19 protein-coding genes are annotated in these 16,609 nt (G+C 40.3%); 12 read left to right on the top strand and 7 right to left on the bottom strand.

The genetic code is table 11. The annotated features are described in order from the left end of the window. Positions 1 to 61 precede the first annotated feature (61 nt). The 3 genes from CJ305_RS04340 to CJ305_RS04330 form a co-directional block, all read right to left on the bottom strand. Entirely contained in the window at positions 62 to 544 is a 483-nt protein-coding gene (locus CJ305_RS04340) for an arsenate reductase family protein (protein WP_099645029.1), read from the bottom strand. A 9-nt stretch (positions 545 to 553) separates the two neighbouring features. Continuing rightward, complete coding sequence (gene hpf / locus CJ305_RS04335; RefSeq protein ID WP_099645028.1) at positions 554 to 859, bottom strand: ribosome hibernation-promoting factor, HPF/YfiA family; 306 nt, start codon at positions 857 to 859, stop codon at positions 554 to 556. A 102-nt stretch (positions 860 to 961) separates the two neighbouring features. Next, positions 962 to 1,939: a TerC family protein gene (locus CJ305_RS04330; RefSeq protein ID WP_099645027.1), complete on the bottom strand. Its 978-nt coding sequence runs from the start codon at positions 1,937 to 1,939 to the stop codon at positions 962 to 964. 211 nt (positions 1,940 to 2,150) lie between these two features. Here CJ305_RS04330 and CJ305_RS04325 point away from each other — a divergent pair, with 211 nt between their 5' ends. The 5 genes from CJ305_RS04325 (at position 2,151) to CJ305_RS04305 (ending at position 6,390) form a co-directional block, all read left to right on the top strand. Further along, the gene (locus CJ305_RS04325; RefSeq protein WP_099645026.1) at positions 2,151 to 4,118 is read left to right on the top strand and encodes an aconitate hydratase; all 1,968 of its coding nucleotides are present in this window, start codon (positions 2,151 to 2,153) and stop codon (positions 4,116 to 4,118) included. Between the two features lie 183 nt (positions 4,119 to 4,301). Further along, entirely contained in the window at positions 4,302 to 4,751 is a 450-nt protein-coding gene (locus CJ305_RS04320; RefSeq protein ID WP_099645025.1) for a nucleoside deaminase, read from the top strand. Positions 4,752 to 4,753: 2 nt separating this feature from the next. Continuing rightward, entirely contained in the window at positions 4,754 to 5,608 is an 855-nt protein-coding gene (locus CJ305_RS04315; RefSeq protein ID WP_099645024.1) for a formate/nitrite transporter family protein, read from the top strand. 1 nt (position 5,609) lies between these two features. Then, a complete protein-coding gene (locus CJ305_RS04310) occupies positions 5,610 to 5,828 on the top strand; it encodes a hypothetical protein (protein WP_099645023.1) in 219 nt (72 codons plus the stop codon). A 4-nt stretch (positions 5,829 to 5,832) separates the two neighbouring features. Beyond that, entirely contained in the window at positions 5,833 to 6,390 is a 558-nt protein-coding gene (locus CJ305_RS04305) for a DUF4251 domain-containing protein (protein ID WP_099645022.1), read from the top strand. 423 nt (positions 6,391 to 6,813) lie between these two features. Here CJ305_RS04305 and CJ305_RS19415 read toward each other — a convergent pair whose 3' ends face one another. Beyond that, positions 6,814 to 6,957 (bottom strand): hypothetical protein, encoded by a 144-nt coding sequence (locus tag CJ305_RS19415; protein WP_189319383.1) that lies wholly within the window; start codon positions 6,955 to 6,957, stop codon positions 6,814 to 6,816. A gap of 652 nt (positions 6,958 to 7,609) precedes the next feature. Between CJ305_RS19415 and CJ305_RS04295 the strand changes: the two genes are divergently transcribed. From CJ305_RS04295 to CJ305_RS04270, 5 genes are all read left to right on the top strand, one after another. After that, positions 7,610 to 8,233 (top strand): hypothetical protein, encoded by a 624-nt coding sequence (locus tag CJ305_RS04295; protein ID WP_099645020.1) that lies wholly within the window; start codon positions 7,610 to 7,612, stop codon positions 8,231 to 8,233. Between the two features lie 58 nt (positions 8,234 to 8,291). Then, positions 8,292 to 9,359, top strand: coding sequence for a helix-turn-helix domain-containing protein (locus CJ305_RS04290; RefSeq protein WP_099645019.1), 1,068 nt, complete (start codon positions 8,292 to 8,294; stop codon positions 9,357 to 9,359). Between the two features lie 27 nt (positions 9,360 to 9,386). Next, positions 9,387 to 9,863, top strand: a complete 477-nt coding sequence (locus CJ305_RS04285) for a hypothetical protein (RefSeq protein ID WP_099645018.1) — start codon at positions 9,387 to 9,389, stop codon at positions 9,861 to 9,863. Positions 9,864 to 10,344: 481 nt separating this feature from the next. After that, on the top strand, positions 10,345 to 10,560 hold the full coding sequence (locus CJ305_RS04280; protein ID WP_099645017.1) for a hypothetical protein: 216 nt from the start codon (positions 10,345 to 10,347) through the stop codon (positions 10,558 to 10,560). A gap of 227 nt (positions 10,561 to 10,787) precedes the next feature. Continuing rightward, on the top strand, positions 10,788 to 11,483 hold the full coding sequence (locus tag CJ305_RS04270) for a DUF4145 domain-containing protein (RefSeq protein WP_099645015.1): 696 nt from the start codon (positions 10,788 to 10,790) through the stop codon (positions 11,481 to 11,483). Positions 11,484 to 11,570: 87 nt separating this feature from the next. On the opposite strand, the gene CJ305_RS04265 is transcribed toward CJ305_RS04270, so the two are convergent. From CJ305_RS04265 to CJ305_RS04255, 3 genes are all read right to left on the bottom strand, one after another. Next, a complete protein-coding gene (locus CJ305_RS04265) occupies positions 11,571 to 11,915 on the bottom strand; it encodes a hypothetical protein (RefSeq protein ID WP_099645014.1) in 345 nt (114 codons plus the stop codon). A 147-nt stretch (positions 11,916 to 12,062) separates the two neighbouring features. Further along, complete coding sequence (locus CJ305_RS04260) at positions 12,063 to 12,533, bottom strand: nucleoside deaminase (protein ID WP_099645013.1); 471 nt, start codon at positions 12,531 to 12,533, stop codon at positions 12,063 to 12,065. Positions 12,534 to 13,053: 520 nt separating this feature from the next. Continuing rightward, the gene (locus CJ305_RS04255; protein WP_099645012.1) at positions 13,054 to 13,653 is read right to left on the bottom strand and encodes a DUF6642 family protein; all 600 of its coding nucleotides are present in this window, start codon (positions 13,651 to 13,653) and stop codon (positions 13,054 to 13,056) included. A 195-nt stretch (positions 13,654 to 13,848) separates the two neighbouring features. Between CJ305_RS04255 and CJ305_RS04250 the strand changes: the two genes are divergently transcribed. After that, positions 13,849 to 14,400: a DUF4494 domain-containing protein gene (locus CJ305_RS04250; RefSeq protein ID WP_099645011.1), complete on the top strand. Its 552-nt coding sequence runs from the start codon at positions 13,849 to 13,851 to the stop codon at positions 14,398 to 14,400. A gap of 237 nt (positions 14,401 to 14,637) precedes the next feature. Continuing rightward, positions 14,638 to 16,518 (top strand): transcriptional regulator, encoded by a 1,881-nt coding sequence (locus tag CJ305_RS04245; RefSeq protein WP_099645010.1) that lies wholly within the window; start codon positions 14,638 to 14,640, stop codon positions 16,516 to 16,518. Positions 16,519 to 16,609 lie beyond the last annotated feature (91 nt).

Below are 16,609 nucleotides of genomic sequence, written 5' to 3'. Positions count from 1 at the left end.
GCATTAAAAAGCCCCGTATGTTTCGCATACGGGGCTTTCTTAATTTGTAAAAGCAGCTTTTTTAATTGTGATCGCCGGTTTCAGGCTTGTCAACAAAATGCTCCTTTTTGGTTGTGTTACTGATTGTAGGCTCTTCGTGCATCATCTTTTTCTCGAGACCGGCACTGTCAACGCCTAAAAATTCCTGAGCTTCTGTAGGATTAGTTACCTGCTTCATCTTATCATCGTGAATGAGAATAGGATGAGCCAGCAGTTCCGGACGGTTCTCAATGATTTTGATGTAATCATTCTCATCAAAATCAGCAGTTTTCAGTTCGTCATCATCACTTACGTTTTCAAAACTCAGCAAACCTTTAACTGTGGTATTTAAACCATCAGCCAGTTCAGCCCATTGCGTTCCGGTAAGGGGAGTTTTAGCAATATCAATGGCCTGCAACTCTTTATCCTTGATGGCAGACGCGTGCGCGTGCGTACGCTCGCCTACGTGATTTTCGCTGTTGTAAATCAGCGTTATTTGATTTTCAGATCTTGCAATAGATTTCATAATCCGGTTTTAGTGGTGAGACTTCATTTTTTCTTTACGCTTCTTCAACTGACTGTCTAATTCGCGTACTGCGGTTTTAACCGACTCGTAGAAGTCTTTTGAGCTGTGCTCGGCAAAAAGGCGAGGACCGGGAGCACTTAGGCGTATTCCGGCAATTTTTCCGGTTTCATCACTTGAGGTATTTTCCATCTTAAAGAAAATATCTGCGCGGATGATAAAATCATATTTATGCACGAGTTTTTCGATCTGCTCTTTTGCAAAATCTTCAAGGGCACTGCTTGCCGTTACATCGTGGTATTCAAAATTAATGTTCATATATAGAAATTTTTTGATTTTTCTTAAAGTTACACATTAGCAATGCCTACTCAATGCACTTTAGGCTTTCTTTATAATCCCGGCGTTAAGAATACTTAAAATTTAAGGTAGTTCTTCGGCCTCGGTAGTTTCATTCTCGGGTTCATCACCACTTTTGATGTAGATGGAAGCTAAAATTCCGCTTACCAGCGCAACCACAATAACCCCGAGTGATAACCATTCGGGTACTTCTATCATATGCGAGAAGATCATTTTAAGCCCCACAAAGGCGAGAATGACCACAAGACTGTAATTGATAAACCGGAATTTCTGAATCATTCTTGAAATGAGAAAATACATAGAACGCAGTCCCAGAATCGCAAAGATATTTGAGGTAAATACGAGAAAGGGATCTGCCGTAATGGCAAGAATCGCAGGAATACTGTCTAAAGCAAATAACACATCGGTTAACTCAATAACAATCAACGCCAGAAAGAGGGGAGTGGCTGCTTTTTTTTCGTTTTCCTCCAAGAAAAAGGCGTGTCCCTCAATACGGGTGGTTACGGGAAAGAGTTTTTTAACCGACTTGTATACTTTAGAATCCTGCGGATCGTAATCGCTATCGTCAGATTTCAGCATTCGGTAGGCCGTAAAAAGCAGGAAGGCTCCAAAAACATAGATAATCCATTCAAATTTATTGATCAGCGCTACACCAAAGACAATCATCAGTGCCCGGAAGATGATAGCACCCAGAATTCCCCAGAATAACACCCGATGCTGAAATTTGGGTGGAATAGCAAAAGAGGAAAAAATCACAGCGATCACAAAGACGTTGTCAATACTCAGCGAGAGTTCTATGAGGTAACCGGTAATGTACTTTAGAATAGCCGTGTTTGCGGTGATGTTGGTTGGGTTTTCAACCATTTCGGCACTGTAAAGCCAGTAAATGATGCCGCTAAAAGCCATCGCGATACTAAACCAGACCGCGGTCCAGATCCCGGCTTCTTTACTTTTAATGACGTGATCTTCTTTATTAAAAACGCCCAGATCAAGCGCAAGACAAATGATTATAAATCCTATAAATAAGGCCCAGATAAGCATACAATTCAATTAAATAATTAGGGTTAAGCAGTTTTATGCGCAACGGGCTAAACCTGACCGATTTAATCCCGTGAGGGGGCATACCTACCACGTGGTTAAATATACTATAGTTTACAGGCCTTAGGCAGGCTCAGATTCTAAATTGCTGTTAAATAATTGCCGCTTCTGGGCTTTCTCTCTAAATTTTATAACCAAAAAATTAAAACAATCTATGAAAGCCTTAAATGTTACTCAAAAACTCATTAACGATCATCTTGTAGACGGTGAACTCATTCCGGGCAAGGAAATCGGGTTAAAAATCGACCAGGCCTTACTTCAGGATGCTACCGGAACGCTGGTACAACTGGAGCTCGAGGCGATGAATCTCCAAAAAGCCAAAACCGAAGTAGCCGTGCAGTATGTAGACCACAACCTGCTGCAAACCGATTTTAAAAACGCCGATGACCACGCCTTTCTACACAGCGCTGCTCAGAAGTTTGGACTTTGGTTCAGCCGCCCCGGTAATGGGGTAAGCCATCCTGTACATATGGAGCGATTTGGCAAACCCGGCAAAACCCTGGTAGGTAGTGACAGTCACAGTTGTGCAGCCGGTTCGCTGGGAATGCTCGCAATAGGTACCGGTGGTCTTGATGTGGCAGCTGCCATTGCCGGTGAACCCTATTTTGTTAAAATGCCGAAAGTAATGGGCGTTAAACTTACCGGTAAATTACCGGATTGGGTTAGTGCCAAAGATGTCATTCTCGAAATGCTGCGCCGTCACGATGTAAAAGGAGGCGTAGGAAAGATTATAGAATATTATGGTGAAGGTTTGAAGCATTTAAGCGCGATGGACCGTCACGTGATTGCCAACATGGGGGCTGAACTGGGCGCTACGACTACCGTTTTCCCTAGTGATCAGGAAACCAAACGATTTTTAAAGTCTCAGGATCGCGAGCAGGATTGGATTGAACTCGTAGCCGATGAAGGTTGTGATTACGATTTGCACGAGCATATTGAGTTGGATAAATTGGTTCCATTAATTGCATTGCCTACCAGCCCCGGTAACGTGGTTCCGGTCAGTGAAGTAGCCGGAAAATCCATTTCTCAGGTGGTGATTGGTTCTTCTGCAAACCCGGGATTACGCGATTTTTGGATTGCCGGAGCGATCGTAAAAGGCAAATCGGTTAACCCGGATGTGTCTTTTGATATCAATCCTACCAGCCGCCAGATCATTCAGAACATGATAGACACCAAGGCTTTTGCCAATTTGATCACAGCTGGTGCTCGTTTCCACCAGAGTGGGTGTATGGGCTGTATCGGGATGGGGCAGGCGCCTGCCAGTGGTACTATAAGCCTGCGTACCATGCCGCGTAACTTCCCCGACCGTTCAGGTACCAAAGACGATCAGGTGCATTTATGCAGTCCGGAGACCGCCGCCGCTTCCGCATTGACCGGTAAAATCACCGATCCTAGGGATCTGGAGAAGCTGTACGATATGAAATACCCGCAGTATAAAGACCCCGAATTACACATCATCAATATGGATATGCTGGTGCCACCGGCTGAAGATGGCAGTAAAGTCGAACTCAAAAAAGGCCCGAATATCAAGTCATTACCACACATTGACGCACTTCAGAATGATTATGAAGTGCCGGTATTGCTCAAAATGGGTGACAATATTTCTACTGATGAAATTCTTAAAGCCGGTGCCGAAGTGCTTCCGTTTCGGTCTAACCTGCCCGAAATCAGTAAATACAGTTACACCGTGATCGATGAAACCTTCTACGACCGCGCGATGGAAACCAAAGAGCAGGAGGGAGGCCACATTGTGGTTGCCGGGGAGAATTACGCACAGGGAAGTAGCCGGGAGCATGCCGCTTTGGCCCCTAAATATTTAGGACAGGTAGCCGTAATAGCCAAGAGCTATGCGCGTATCGCGTGGCAAAACCTGGTGAATTTCGGTATTCTTCCGCTGGAATTTGAAAACCCCAGTGATCTTGAGAAAATTGAGCAGGGGGATACCGTTCGGTTTAAAAACCTGCGCCAACTCGTTGAAAACCGGGATACCATTGAAGTGATCATCAAGAAAGAAAGTGGTGAGATTTCAATCCCTACCAAACATACCCTGAGTGATCGCCAGATTCGCGTGTTGCTTAAAGGAGGTATTATCAATGATTTTAAAGAGAAACTTTCGGCGTAAACTACCACAGGGCGTGTAAACGAGGCAAACTAGAGAAATTAAAGTCTTGATTTCAGGGCAAGCCTCACATTATATAGCCTTTGGCGAAGCCAAAAAAATCATTTGATAACAAAATTTAGGGACGGATGCTAAATAACCTGACGTAATTTAGTGTCCGTCTTTATATATAAGACCAAAAAAACTATGGAACAAAACCAACACGAAACCTTTATGCGAAAAGCCATCAGCTGGGCCGCTAAAGGCAAGGCAGCTGAAGGGGGCGGAGCTTTTGGTGCGGTGATCGTCAAAGATGGAAGCATCATTGCCGAGGGCCATAATCGGGTAGGGGCGAGTACAGACTGTACCCAGCACGCCGAACTCGCAATGATACAGGAAGCCTGTAAAAAACTAAACTCAAAAAGTCTTAAGGGCTGCGTATTGTACACCAGCTGCGAACCCTGCCTGATGTGCCTGGGAACCACCCGCTGGGCCGAGCTCGAGATGGTGTATTATGGCGCTTCAGCAGAAGACGCCAAAGCCGCCGGTTATGTGTACAGTGATTTGTTTTACAATTCGCATACCGGCAAACGTCACGTAGAATTTAACTTAAAACAGCTGCTGCGCGATGAAGCCGTAGCCGTCTGGAACTCCTGATTATGAGCGAAGAAGAAGAAAAAAAACAGCAAAATATTGACAAAGAGCTTGACAAGGCAGAAACCAGTGAGGTTACTCAGGCCAAAAGTCACGGCGAGATTCTTAAAGAACAAATCTGCGAAGGGCAGGAGGTGTACAAGCGCAGCACCAGCAGCATTTTGCTGAGTTCGCTTACCGCCGGGCTTGAGATTGGCTTCAGTTACCTGCTGATGTGCAGTATGTTTTACTATTATACCGATAAGGTTCCCGAAGAAGGACTTTTTAAAATTCTGGCTTTTGTTTATCCATTGGGCTTTATTCTTGTGGTTTTGGGCCAATCAATCCTCTTTACCGAACAGACTTCGCTGCTCACCTTACCGGTACTCAACCGTCAGCGCGATCTGATGAGCCTGTTACGCCTGTGGGGGCTGGTGATTTTAGGAAACCTGATAGGCGGATATTTGATGGGTATGGTACTGATCTGGATAGGTCCTAAACTGGGCATTTTTGATCACGAAACCATAGTCGCCATTGGGGAGCACGTCGCGCATTATGAGAGTTGGGTGATCGTGGTAAGCGCCATTCTCGCCGGGTGGATGATGGGGTTGCTCTCGTGGCTCATCACGTCATCAAAAGATACCATCAGCCGTATTTTCATCATTTTTCTCATCACGGCAACGATGGCTTTTACCGGTTTACACCACAGTATCATTGGGAATATCGAAATTTTTTCGGCGATGATCGTGGGCTCTGAAGTGACGTTTCCCGAGTATTTGCGGGTGCAAAGTCTGGCTTTATTAGGTAACGCCATAGGTGGCGCATTTTTTGTGGCTTTGCTCAAGTACCGCGCCTTTGTCTTTAATGTAAAGGATTATTAGGGTGGAAACCAAACGCAAAAAATGGTGGTTTTACGGGGCTTTTGGAGCTGTTTTACTGGGTAGCGGCTTGTCTTTAGCTATCGAAAGCAGCTGGTGGAAGCATTCAGAAATGCCGGATTGGTATTGGATTACGGGCGGAACAGCCGGTTTAGGCCTTTGCCTGAGCGGCGTGGTGTTGCTCATTAAAGCCGGAATTATCAATAACGAATTAAAAAAATAGAATTATGAAAACACTTGTATTTACGATGCTTACGCTGGTTTTAATTTCCTGCGGAAGCGCCTCACAAGCCGATGCCACCAGCAATGCCGAACTCAACGCATGGGTGAACAACCGCAATTTTACGGTGGAATCTAATTTTGCAATGCCTATGGCGACCACAGCCGTAAATGCGGTGCTTAACACGGGGATTTTAGGTCCCGGAAACACCGGCGCACAAATCAGTCTTATTGGCAATCCGAACCACCTGACCATCAAAGGAGACAGCATTACTGCCAGTCTGCCGTTTTTTGGCGAGCGCCGTATGGGTGGAGGCTATAACAACCGGGAAAATGGGATCACTATAGACGGACTCCTAAAAAACTACAGCGTTGAAACCAAACGCGGTATGTACGTTATTCGGTTTTCTGCAAAAGACACCCAGGGCAACGAGTTTTATGATTTTGTACTCAATTTAAGTCCGGGATTAACCGCAAATATGTCGGTAAACAGTACACAACGCACCAACATACAGTATCGCGGTTCAGTAGAAGCTGTGCAGGAGCCAGATGAGGAAAGTTTATAGTTCGGAGTTCCGGGTTTCTGATTTATTAGTTTTGATTGCTTGTTTAGGATTCCTGATTTGTTATTTCTGATTTCTTGTTGGGGAGCTTACATCTAATAAACTAATATTTTAGTTTATTGGGTTCAACATTCAAGGTTTGAAATTCAAAGTCATTGCGACTGATAAGCAACAAATATACAAGTCGGTAAAATTTGATTTGTCATTTCGAGCGTGGCAGGCTGAGCATGTCGAAGCCCAGTCGAGAAACTGGTTAAAAAGTCCCAAAAACAGCTTTGCTCAAAATTTGCGTATTCAGGACTTAGGTCAGAAAATTTTCAAATACGCGATTCTCAGCGATTAGAAAATTCAATATTTAAAGTTGAAAATTTGAAGTCATTTCGACTGATAAGGAAAAATCTCACAAGCCGGTAGACCTATATAATATTACGGATGCGATTTCTCAGTCGCTGAAAAAGCTCCTTCGAAATGACTATCCGTTGTCATTTCGAGCGTGTCACGCTGTCCCGAAACTTCGGGAGTCGAAGCCCAGTCGAGAAACTGAGAGGTACTATAACCCAGTAGAAGCAAAATATATAAATACAGATTTCATTGATTAGAGGGTAGCGGTATTATTGTATCGTTTGGCTTAATTGTTATTCTATTTTACATAATATAAATTATAGTACGATATGATTATTCTAAAATTAAATTTACAGACGTTTGCATTATTCATTTGAAGCTGACGACTAATTCTGCACGGGTGTTGGGCGAATACCAGACTTTGTCCAGAAAATTTTGAAATAAACGATTCACAGCAATTCTAGATATTCAATATTTAAGATTCGAGGTTATTCTATAAGTCATTTCGAGTTCTAAGGAGAAACCACACTAGCCGATACAGCGATTAAGCCTTACGACGGCTACCTCAAGCGTAAAGGCATTGCCAAAGACCAAGGGAGCACCTATTTAAATCAAAGACATTGGGAAGATAATCACAGGAGTATTAATTGATTTAATACAATGATCATGTGAAAGATATCTACGCTAAAAGTATATATTATTGAAATACACCAACCCCAAAACGTATTTCATCGATTAAGTAATTCCTTAAACAATTATTCGTATAATTTATAACAACAAATCTTTATTTTTATATATTTGTGGATTGAAAAAAAACTCTGATGGCACAGAGTTCTTTTTTAAAGTTCTTTGATTTAAGGTGTCAAAAAATAATAACAACATGGCAAATATACCATTTTCTAATTATTCCGCAAGAAGAGGCGGAAAAAGGAGGCAGGTTTCAAGAGAAGAATGCCTTCACGACCTAAAGGATGAACTACCGAGAATATTTATGGCTTTTAACAAAGCTGTAAAAAAATATAACAAGGTAGCTTCAATGTTCAACCCTAATGCCAAAGTCAGATTTGATGCGGCTGTACTCAATACTGCGATAATTGAGAGCTTACAGGATGCATTTTCTGATTATTGTAGATGGGGTAAATACAAAAGGTTTATTCTAAGACTTAAGGACTATATTTTTCTTGTGAAAAAGTTCAACGGTCACGATAAACCAATGAATATTAAAACTCAACACGTTAATACTATATCTAATCAGTTGAGTTTGCCATTATTTAATGATGAAATCTATCAAGATGACCCTATAATATTCTTTGGTTACAAAATTGATAGGTCAGGTGAAATTTTTTCACCACAAATAGTATATATCGATGAAAATCAGGTTAAATGGATTGTTTCAGAAGATGATATATTTAATGTAGAAAACTTGTTTGTTAACGAGGATTCAAAGAAAGAAGTAAATGTATCTTGGAAAGGGAATTCTGAGAGAAAGGCTTCAAATAATTAATAATTAACCCGGCACCTTAAATCTAAGAATTACATATCTAAACTATAATTTGACTTATATGAAATTTAATCATAATCAATTTGTATTTGCTAGAGAGTTTAGAGGAATTAGTCAAACTGAACTTTCAAAAAATATTGTAGGCCTGTCTCAATCTAATTTATCTAAGTTTGAAAAGGGTTTTGACGTATTATCTACTAGCGCTATCGAATCTTTGATTGATTTTTTAGGCTTTCCAAAATCATTTTTTACAAAAAATATTGATAATACTATTGAGAATGCTCATTACAGGAAGAGATCAGGCATATCGAAAGGTTTAAAGACTCAAATTGAGGCTAATAATAGGCTTTTAGGATTTGTGGTTGATCAATTAAACGAATCTGTTGATTTCCCTGAGTTTTCTTTCAAACCTCTTGATCCCGAAGACTATTTACCAGAAGAAATAGCTAGGTTTACCCGTAAACTAATAGGAATCAATAGGAAAGAACCTATACTTAATATTTTTAATTTACTTGAGGCAAATGGCATTATAGTAATTGAATCTGACGACGCAATTGATAAATTTGATGGTGTATCATTACGATCAGATAAAGGAGTTCCTATCATTATAATAAATAAGAATTTTCCAAATGATAGAAAGCGCTTTACACTGGCACACGAACTTGGCCATATTTTAATGCATATATGGGGTGACTTTCCAATTCCTAAACACAGAGATGAGAAAACAAAGGAAATCGAGGCAAATCGATTTGCTGCTGAATTTTTAATGCCGGAAGAAGGCATTAGAAATTCTTTAATCGGATTAAACCTTTATGACCTATCACCACTCAAAAAATATTGGCATACTTCAAAACAATCAATTATAAGAAGGGCTAAAGACCTAAAAGCCATAAACCAGGATCGATATCAATATTTTATGATTGAATTGAGTCGTATGGGAGAAAGAAAGATTGAAAAAACTTTAGTGGATATAGATACTCCAGTTGCCTTTAAAAAAGCTTATAATATTCACAAGGATGTATTGCATTATACTGACCAAGAATTGGCCGAGGCTTTTTCTTTGACACCTGATATCATTAAGAAATATTTTAATTTCTCTGACAACTCTAAACTTAGAGTTATAGTTTAAATATAATTCAATAAAGCTTTAAATAATTTGAAAGAAAATAATAAGAGGAAACTTCAGCGACTTCTTGAGTATAGAAACCTTTCTTATGACGCTATGGTTTATAGCCAGCAGCGAATGGATTTATTGATAATTTCAATAAGTGGGGCTGGGATATACGGAATACTTGAATCAAAGAAGATTGTTATAACCGACGTTGACATTTTAGATGAAAATTTGGACAATCTATTTTCTTGGGGTTTTGCCCTATTTGTCTTTGCTATAATTATCAATTTCGTATCTCAATACTTCAGCTATAAATGCCATCGTGCTGACTACAGAATGTACGGCGATGAAATTTATGTTCTAGAAAATCCAAAAAAAAAGGAAGAAGTAGAATTTGAAATTAAGGAGCTAGACAATATAGCTGCATCATCAAACAAGATTACAAGAATCTTAAATGTTGCCAGTATTCTATCTTTATTTGCAGCTTTAATATTAGTGACAATAATTTTCCTCAACGTCTAGAAGGTGGTACTCTATCTACACCTTTATTAGGTGGATTGTTACGAGTTCCTGGCTGTGGCCTATTGGTGTTTGGTTGCCTTGAAGGTGGCACGTGGGGCTTGGAAGGTCTAGGAGGATTTGGTCTGTCTTGATGAGCCATAATTATTTGTTTTACTATTTGCTTATTAAAAATAAGTAGAAAAATATTATTACAAGACTATTTAAACTTTGCTGGTATCAATTCCTCCCACTCATCAATATTCTTAATGCGATGGGTTTTGAACTGGTGAACACGTACAAGGTAAAAGTGATTACCTTCCTTTTCGATTGAGAGTTCTTGTAAGTACTTAGGTGGCACCACCTCAAAGTGATGCTCAGGATGTTCCCCGGTAGTTATTTAAAATTGTTTGCCAACCAATTTTTTTGAGTAATTCTCGCATAGTAAGGAAATCAGTAAAGAAAGTAATCCATAAAGTTGTACCTTGAAATTAAATTATTATACATGAAAAACTACGCAATATTCTTTTTATGGTCTTCTGTTGGATCTGATCTTGGCAGGGCGGGAATGACATTTATTAAAGGTGTAGAATCTATGCCTTCTCATGAGGAATTTGTTAAGGCAACCCAAGAGCATTTAGATGGGCAATCTGGAAAGGCTTTTTTTAAGGGGCTGACTGGAATTACAGAATTGTCTGATCTGGAGTTAAGTAATTGGTAATTAAAATAAGATGACTGAGATACCGAATGTAACCTGTATAAATTTTGAACTTGAATTTATCGATAATTCAAAGTCCGATTTCATAGGTCAAAAAATAGAAATATTTATTCCAAGAGATACCCCGTATAATTTAATTTCAGTGAGTGTGACATTAACAAAAGAAAGCCGCTATCTAGTAGTCGCAGTTGTACAGTTACTATAAGGGAATAATAATTAATTAAAAATTTATGAAGCCATTTAGTTGGACTTGCCCACATTGTAATTCCCCTACTACAATAAATAATCACGATTTTCACTCAACAAAGTCTACTTTAGATATATCAAATACTAACGGCTATAGGAGTTTGGAGGTTGTTTGGATTGTTTGCCCTTCCCAAAGGTGTAAAAAAATAAGCCTATACATTGATATATATGAAGCGGTAAAAAGTTCGCTCCACTCAGGTTATGATAGAGGGAGTTTTATTAAAACTTGGACTCTTTTGCCCGATACAAATGCGAAAGTATTTCCTGAGTATATACCCTTAGCTATTAGAAATGATTACGAAGAGGCACACGCAATTCTCGAGTTGAGCCCAAAGGCATCAGCTACGCTTTCCAGACGATGTATTGAGGGCATGATCAGAGATTTCTGGAATGTTAAGGAAAACTCTTTATACAAATCAATTAATGCGATCGAAAATAGAGTTGATCCTTTAACCTGGAAGGCAATTGATTCTGTCCGTAAGGTTGGTAATATTGGCGCTCACATGGAAAAGGATATAAACCTTATTATTGATGTTGAGCCAAATGAGGCTAAATTATTGATTGGCCTAATAGAATTATTATTGGAAGAGTGGTACATTCATAGGCACGAACGAGAGCAGAAGTTGAATAGTATTATAGCGATAGCCGATGATAAAGAAGAAAACAGAAAGAAAGACTAAGATGAAAAACTACATAATCGGAAACGGAATAATCTATAATTTACTTTTTGTTTCGCACAATTCTTAAATACGTATGCATCCTATTTCTCAAAATACTGAACCAATAAAGTAAATGAAAACGCTGCTAAAAGTGTATAGACAACTAAAGATCGTTCCCAAAATCCAAAAAATCATTCTATATCCTTCAACTCCTAATTTGTTTTTGAAATAATACCAATCAAAAAGTTTAACCAAAATCCCTAAAGAATACAAAATATTAGCTCCTATTCCCCAGATGATAATGCCTAGTGTATCGCTAAACGTCCAATAATAAGTTACCTGGCTCAACATATCCCACAACGCGAATGCTCCGGATAATCCCACAAGCGCATTGTATATCCACCTTTTGGATTCCCACCATTTGATATTTGATTTTAATTCGTCTAAGGTCATTCTTTAACTTATAATGATACTTAAAGTTTATTTTCCTACTAAGTAAATTCGGCACACTAAGTATATATCAAAATATTGAAATACGTAAGTTAGCGTTTCTCCCACTTTTCCTTCGTTCAGGATATTTGAAACTCTTTTTCACTCATCCTAATACTCCACCCTATCCCCTTTTCGGGTCCATTCTTCAAAAGGCTTGATGGCAATCTCGGGAGCCAACTGTTTAAAAGGGATACTGCGCATGTTGTAGGGTAATTCTAATTCCTTATAGATAAAGGCATCATAAAAGCCAATGTCTGCCGCATCGGTTTTGGTACTGCCGTAATACACTTTATCGGGGCGTGCCCAATAGATCGCGCCCAGACACATGGGGCAGGGTTCGCAGGAGGTATAAATGGTACAGCCGGTAAGCTGAAAGCTATCCAGGTTTTTACAGGCATCGCGTATGGCGGTGACTTCGGCGTGCGCAGTCGGATCATTGGTTGACGTGACTTTGTTGTTGCCCTTGCCTATGATTTTTCCGTCCTTAACGATCACACAGCCAAAGGGTCCGCCCTCGTTGTTTTGCATTCCTTTTAAAGCTGCGTTTACAGCTTCCTGCATAAAGTTTTCGTCAGTCATCGTTTTAGGTGTTTAGGTAAAGATAGGGGATAGATTTTAGACTTTAGATGGGGTTTTTGTGAGTTGAAGTATTGATGATGCTACGTGATATAATTTGAAATATATTAACTTCCATTTGTATTACTATTCTTTTGCCTTGATGCAAAAGAACCAAAAGATCAAGGCTGACAAAACTTTATCTAAATTTATCATTCCCTCGCTAAATTTTAGAAACTCGCTTGTATAGCTGTGCTTAATATTAAAATTCGTGCAGCTCAAACAGTCTAAAATTTTACGCTCACTCATTTCAAATTTTACGATAAATTTTTGTAGGCCGGTACTGACGTTTTAATAGGCCTATTTAGAAATAGAAAATTTTCAAGCCATATAAGTAAAACAGACTACAAATTTTTCTATTTAAAATCTATTCATTAGTTAATGTAAATTTTATTCTTTAGCCGTCTTTTCTTGTGTTTCGCCTGCCCTGAGCGGAGTCGAAGGGTTTCTTTGGACGAGCAAAGAAAAGTAAAGAGGTTAAAGACTAATAATACATTCTAAAATCTAAAACTTTGCAGGCGGTGTAATGCTTTTGGTGCAGCTCCTCTACCACATTAAAGAGGTCGTCGTCTTCATTAAACAGGTTAAAGAAGACTTTATCCAGATTGGAGCTGCTCAATCCGTCAACGGCGTTCCCATAGCCGGAAACGGCTTTTGCGTTTGTAATATCCAGAAAATACTGCGCTTCTTCCTCGTCGAGATCCAGCACTTTGGCATTTGAAAAATGCAGGATTTTCCCTCTTAATTTTCCTTCAAACAGCTCTGCAATTTCCTGAAAACTATAGTAGTAGTTATTTAAACAAATGCTGTTGGCCTCACCAGTCATGACGAGGTAAATGATTTCGTATTCCTTAAAATAGTGATCGTCCATGATCAGCGTGTTTAAGCTCGCTTCCAAGCCTTCAATGGTATCGCAGGTTTGGTAAATGCTGGCCACACCAAACTGAAGCGCCAGTTCTTCCAGACTTTTCTGAACTTCGGTAATTTGATTGGTGTCTACATCGGCAACGCCTTCTAAACAGTAAATAAACTTGTCAGGATCGGCATCGTATTCCCCGGGTACTTGTGTTCTTTTTTCCAGCACTTTTTAAACTTTTTTTTTTAGCACCGGCAAAGGTAAAAATTCACAGGATTCTTTTTCCTGACGGCTAAAAAGGCTAAGCCATTCAGCTTGAGCCCACTACCCTATCCCGCTTTAAATTGTGAATATCTATCTGCTTTAAAAGCTTGCATGGCCTTGATGAAATCCTATTTTTGGCGTCCTAAAATCTGAAAAATTATGAGCGTAACCTGGTACGAATGCAAAGTAAAATATGCCAAATTTGATGAGGCTTCCGGCCTTAGAAAGCTAAAAACCGAGCCTTTTCTGGTAGATGCGGTTTCCTATACCGAAGCCGAGAAGCGTATATCTGAGGAGATGCGTCCGTTTCTCAATGAAGGGGAAGGTATGCTGATCACCAACATCAAGGTGGCTAATTTTGCAGAGGTACATCCGTTTGAAAATGCAGATCGCTGGTTTAAATCTAAAGTGGCGCTTATCGCCTACGACGAAAACAGCGGGAAAGAGCGCAAAATGAACCAGTATCTACTGGTGCAGGCTAACGATGTCAGGGAAGCTTACGAAAACACGCAGCACGTGATGCGCGATACCATGGGCGAATACAGCATTCCGGCCATCGCAGAGTCACCGGTGGTTGACGTATTTCCATACTTTACGGGCGAAGAAGAAGATGCCGAGCGTATCGAAGAATTTAACCGCCTTAAAGAGTCTGTCCCCAACTACAACACCGAAGACGAAGCCCTCGCGCTTGAGGATTCACTGACGGAGTAGGTCATTGAGACGTGAGATAATAGACTTGAGATATTAGACGTAAGAGGTGCGTTTGGGGTTTGTGGTTTTCTGTTTTCCGTTTTTGCTGAATCCCAATTAACGATTAACAGTTAACCTAATACTGAGGCTAAGAGGTGTGTCCTCGTTACTATTAAATTTTCTGTGTTTTCGTATTGATGTGTACATCCTTTTGAAAAACAGTAGGTTACCTATTTGATATTTCGCTATTTTTAATTGATGTTAAAAATAGTTCGTCGACATTTTAGTTTTCTGATCCTGCTGCTTGCGGTGGTGCTGGTCATCGTGGGTTGTAATGACCGCATGTCAAATCCTTCAGTTCCCATAAACACATCAAAAACGGGTGTAGACAGCGTCAAAGCACAGCAACTTATAGCGCTTTGGCAAGACTCACTCATGCAAAATACGGAACTGAGCAAATCATACGCTCAAGACTTATTGAATCTGGGTCAAAAGCAAGGCGATTCCACATTTATTGCCAGGGGATTTCAAAATTTGGGTGTAAGCGAGTTTTACGTCGGTAACCTCGACGTTTCACTCAGATATTATAAAGAGGCAGTCTCGATTTACCGGCAATTGGGCGATCAAAGGCTGGAGGGCTCTATGTATCATAACATCGCTAACAATTTTAAGCAGCAAACCCGTTACGATAGCGCTTTCGCATACAATTCAAGAGCTTTGGCGCTGTTTCAAAAACTGAACGACACCTTACGTACAGCTGCCTCCTATGATTTTGCCTCGGGAATTCATCTCGAGCTGAGCAATACAAAGCAATCTTTAGAATATGCGCAAAGGGCTGCCAAACTGTTTTCTCAGGTGGGTGATACCCTGCGCTACACCGATGCACTGTCTAAGATAGCCGACAACCAGGCGTTTATGGGGAAAGACAGTCTGGCGTTGCAGGTTTATCGAGAAGTAGCTCAAAACTACCGTCGGGCTAATGATTCATATTACCTGGCAGGTGTGCTGATAAAAATGGGGAGTTCCCTGGCAAACCTAAACCAGCTGGATAGCGCTGTTTACTATACCCGTGAGTCCCAGCGTATCAATGAAGCAGGAAATTTTAGTTACAATATGCTTTCGGATTTGGATATTTTGGGTAATCTGTACATCAAACAGGAAGACTTTACAAAAGCTGCTGAAAATTCACGGAAGCTCATAGCCCTTGCCGATGCTCAGAATTCTGTTTTTTATAAGGTAAACGCCCTGTTGAATCTGGGTGAAGCCCAACTGAAACTTAAAAACTACAATGCCAGTATCAAAGCTCTGGAAGAAGGACTGGACCTGGCAAAACGCAATCGCATCTCGGCCAACCAGCAACGCGCCTATTTGTATTTGACTCAGGCCTATGAAGGGCTTGGGCAGTACGACAACGCTCTGGCTACTTATAAACTCTTTAAAAAGTCTGATGATTCCCTTTTTGGAGTGGAAAGTCAGCGCAATTTTGATGAGCTGCGTACCCAATATGAAACCGAAAAAAAAGAACAGCAAATTTTTACCCAACAAAACGAGATTGCGTTACTTGAAGAAAAAACCACAAGACAGCAACTGCAACAAACCCTGCTTATAGGCGGCGTTGTTGTGCTGCTGCTGCTTCTTGGGGCCATCACTTACGGTTACAGGCAAAAAAGTAGATTAAAAGCTGTTGAAAGTGAAGCTATTGAGCAGGAACTCGCATTTAAAGACAAAGAGCTGGTTACCCACGTGCTTCACCTGGCCAAAAAGAACGAGGCTTTAGAAACCATACTGCAACAGGCGCAACTGGTGCACGAGACCAACGACCATCAAAAACATTGTAAAAATCTGATTCGAACCATTTCAGGTGAGTTGCAAAGCGATGCGTACTGGGAAGATTTTACCCGGTATTACGAGAATGTTCATAAAGATTTTAATCTGGCCATTCAAAGTAGGTTTCCAGATCTTACTGCAAATGATCTTCGGCTCATCGCGCTGCTTAAAATGAATATTTCTTCTAAACAGATCTCTCAAATTCTGCATATTTCGCCTGAAGGAGTTAAAAAAGCACGCTACCGCCTGCGTAAAAAACTCAACCTCGCTACCGAAGATTCTCTGGAAAGCTTTATACATCAATTCCGTTAATCGTTTTAAATAGGGGCTGTCCACACTTTGTCCACCGTTCAAATTCGCTTTTTAATCCTGAAGCCGGTAGTTTCGACCTATCAATTGTGCA

The organism is Leeuwenhoekiella nanhaiensis, from assembly GCF_002744755.1.
GTDB classification, from domain to species: Bacteria; Bacteroidota; Bacteroidia; order Flavobacteriales; family Flavobacteriaceae; genus Leeuwenhoekiella; species Leeuwenhoekiella nanhaiensis.
The sequence above is the reverse complement of the archived record's forward strand: the minus strand, read 5'-3'. Positions and strand labels throughout refer to the sequence as shown.

Bases quoted from the DNA above. Each gene is read 5' to 3' on its own strand.
- CJ305_RS04340 (WP_099645029.1), bottom strand. From the start codon at position 544: ATGAAATCTATTGCAAGATCTGAAAATCAAATAACGCTGATTTACAAC.
- hpf (WP_099645028.1), bottom strand. From the start codon at position 859: ATGAACATTAATTTTGAATACCACGATGTAACGGCAAGCAGTGCCCTT.
- CJ305_RS04330 (WP_099645027.1), bottom strand. From the start codon at position 1,939: ATGCTTATCTGGGCCTTATTTATAGGATTTATAATCATTTGTCTTGCG.
- CJ305_RS04325 (WP_099645026.1), top strand. From the start codon at position 2,151: ATGAAAGCCTTAAATGTTACTCAAAAACTCATTAACGATCATCTTGTA.
- CJ305_RS04320 (WP_099645025.1), top strand. From the start codon at position 4,302: ATGGAACAAAACCAACACGAAACCTTTATGCGAAAAGCCATCAGCTGG.
- CJ305_RS04315 (WP_099645024.1), top strand. From the start codon at position 4,754: ATGAGCGAAGAAGAAGAAAAAAAACAGCAAAATATTGACAAAGAGCTT.
- CJ305_RS04305 (WP_099645022.1), top strand. From the start codon at position 5,833: ATGAAAACACTTGTATTTACGATGCTTACGCTGGTTTTAATTTCCTGC.
- CJ305_RS04295 (WP_099645020.1), top strand. From the start codon at position 7,610: ATGGCAAATATACCATTTTCTAATTATTCCGCAAGAAGAGGCGGAAAA.
- CJ305_RS04290 (WP_099645019.1), top strand. From the start codon at position 8,292: ATGAAATTTAATCATAATCAATTTGTATTTGCTAGAGAGTTTAGAGGA.
- CJ305_RS04280 (WP_099645017.1), top strand. From the start codon at position 10,345: ATGAAAAACTACGCAATATTCTTTTTATGGTCTTCTGTTGGATCTGAT.
- CJ305_RS04270 (WP_099645015.1), top strand. From the start codon at position 10,788: ATGAAGCCATTTAGTTGGACTTGCCCACATTGTAATTCCCCTACTACA.
- CJ305_RS04265 (WP_099645014.1), bottom strand. From the start codon at position 11,915: ATGACCTTAGACGAATTAAAATCAAATATCAAATGGTGGGAATCCAAA.
- CJ305_RS04260 (WP_099645013.1), bottom strand. From the start codon at position 12,533: ATGACTGACGAAAACTTTATGCAGGAAGCTGTAAACGCAGCTTTAAAA.
- CJ305_RS04250 (WP_099645011.1), top strand. From the start codon at position 13,849: ATGAGCGTAACCTGGTACGAATGCAAAGTAAAATATGCCAAATTTGAT.
- CJ305_RS04245 (WP_099645010.1), top strand. From the start codon at position 14,638: ATGTTAAAAATAGTTCGTCGACATTTTAGTTTTCTGATCCTGCTGCTT.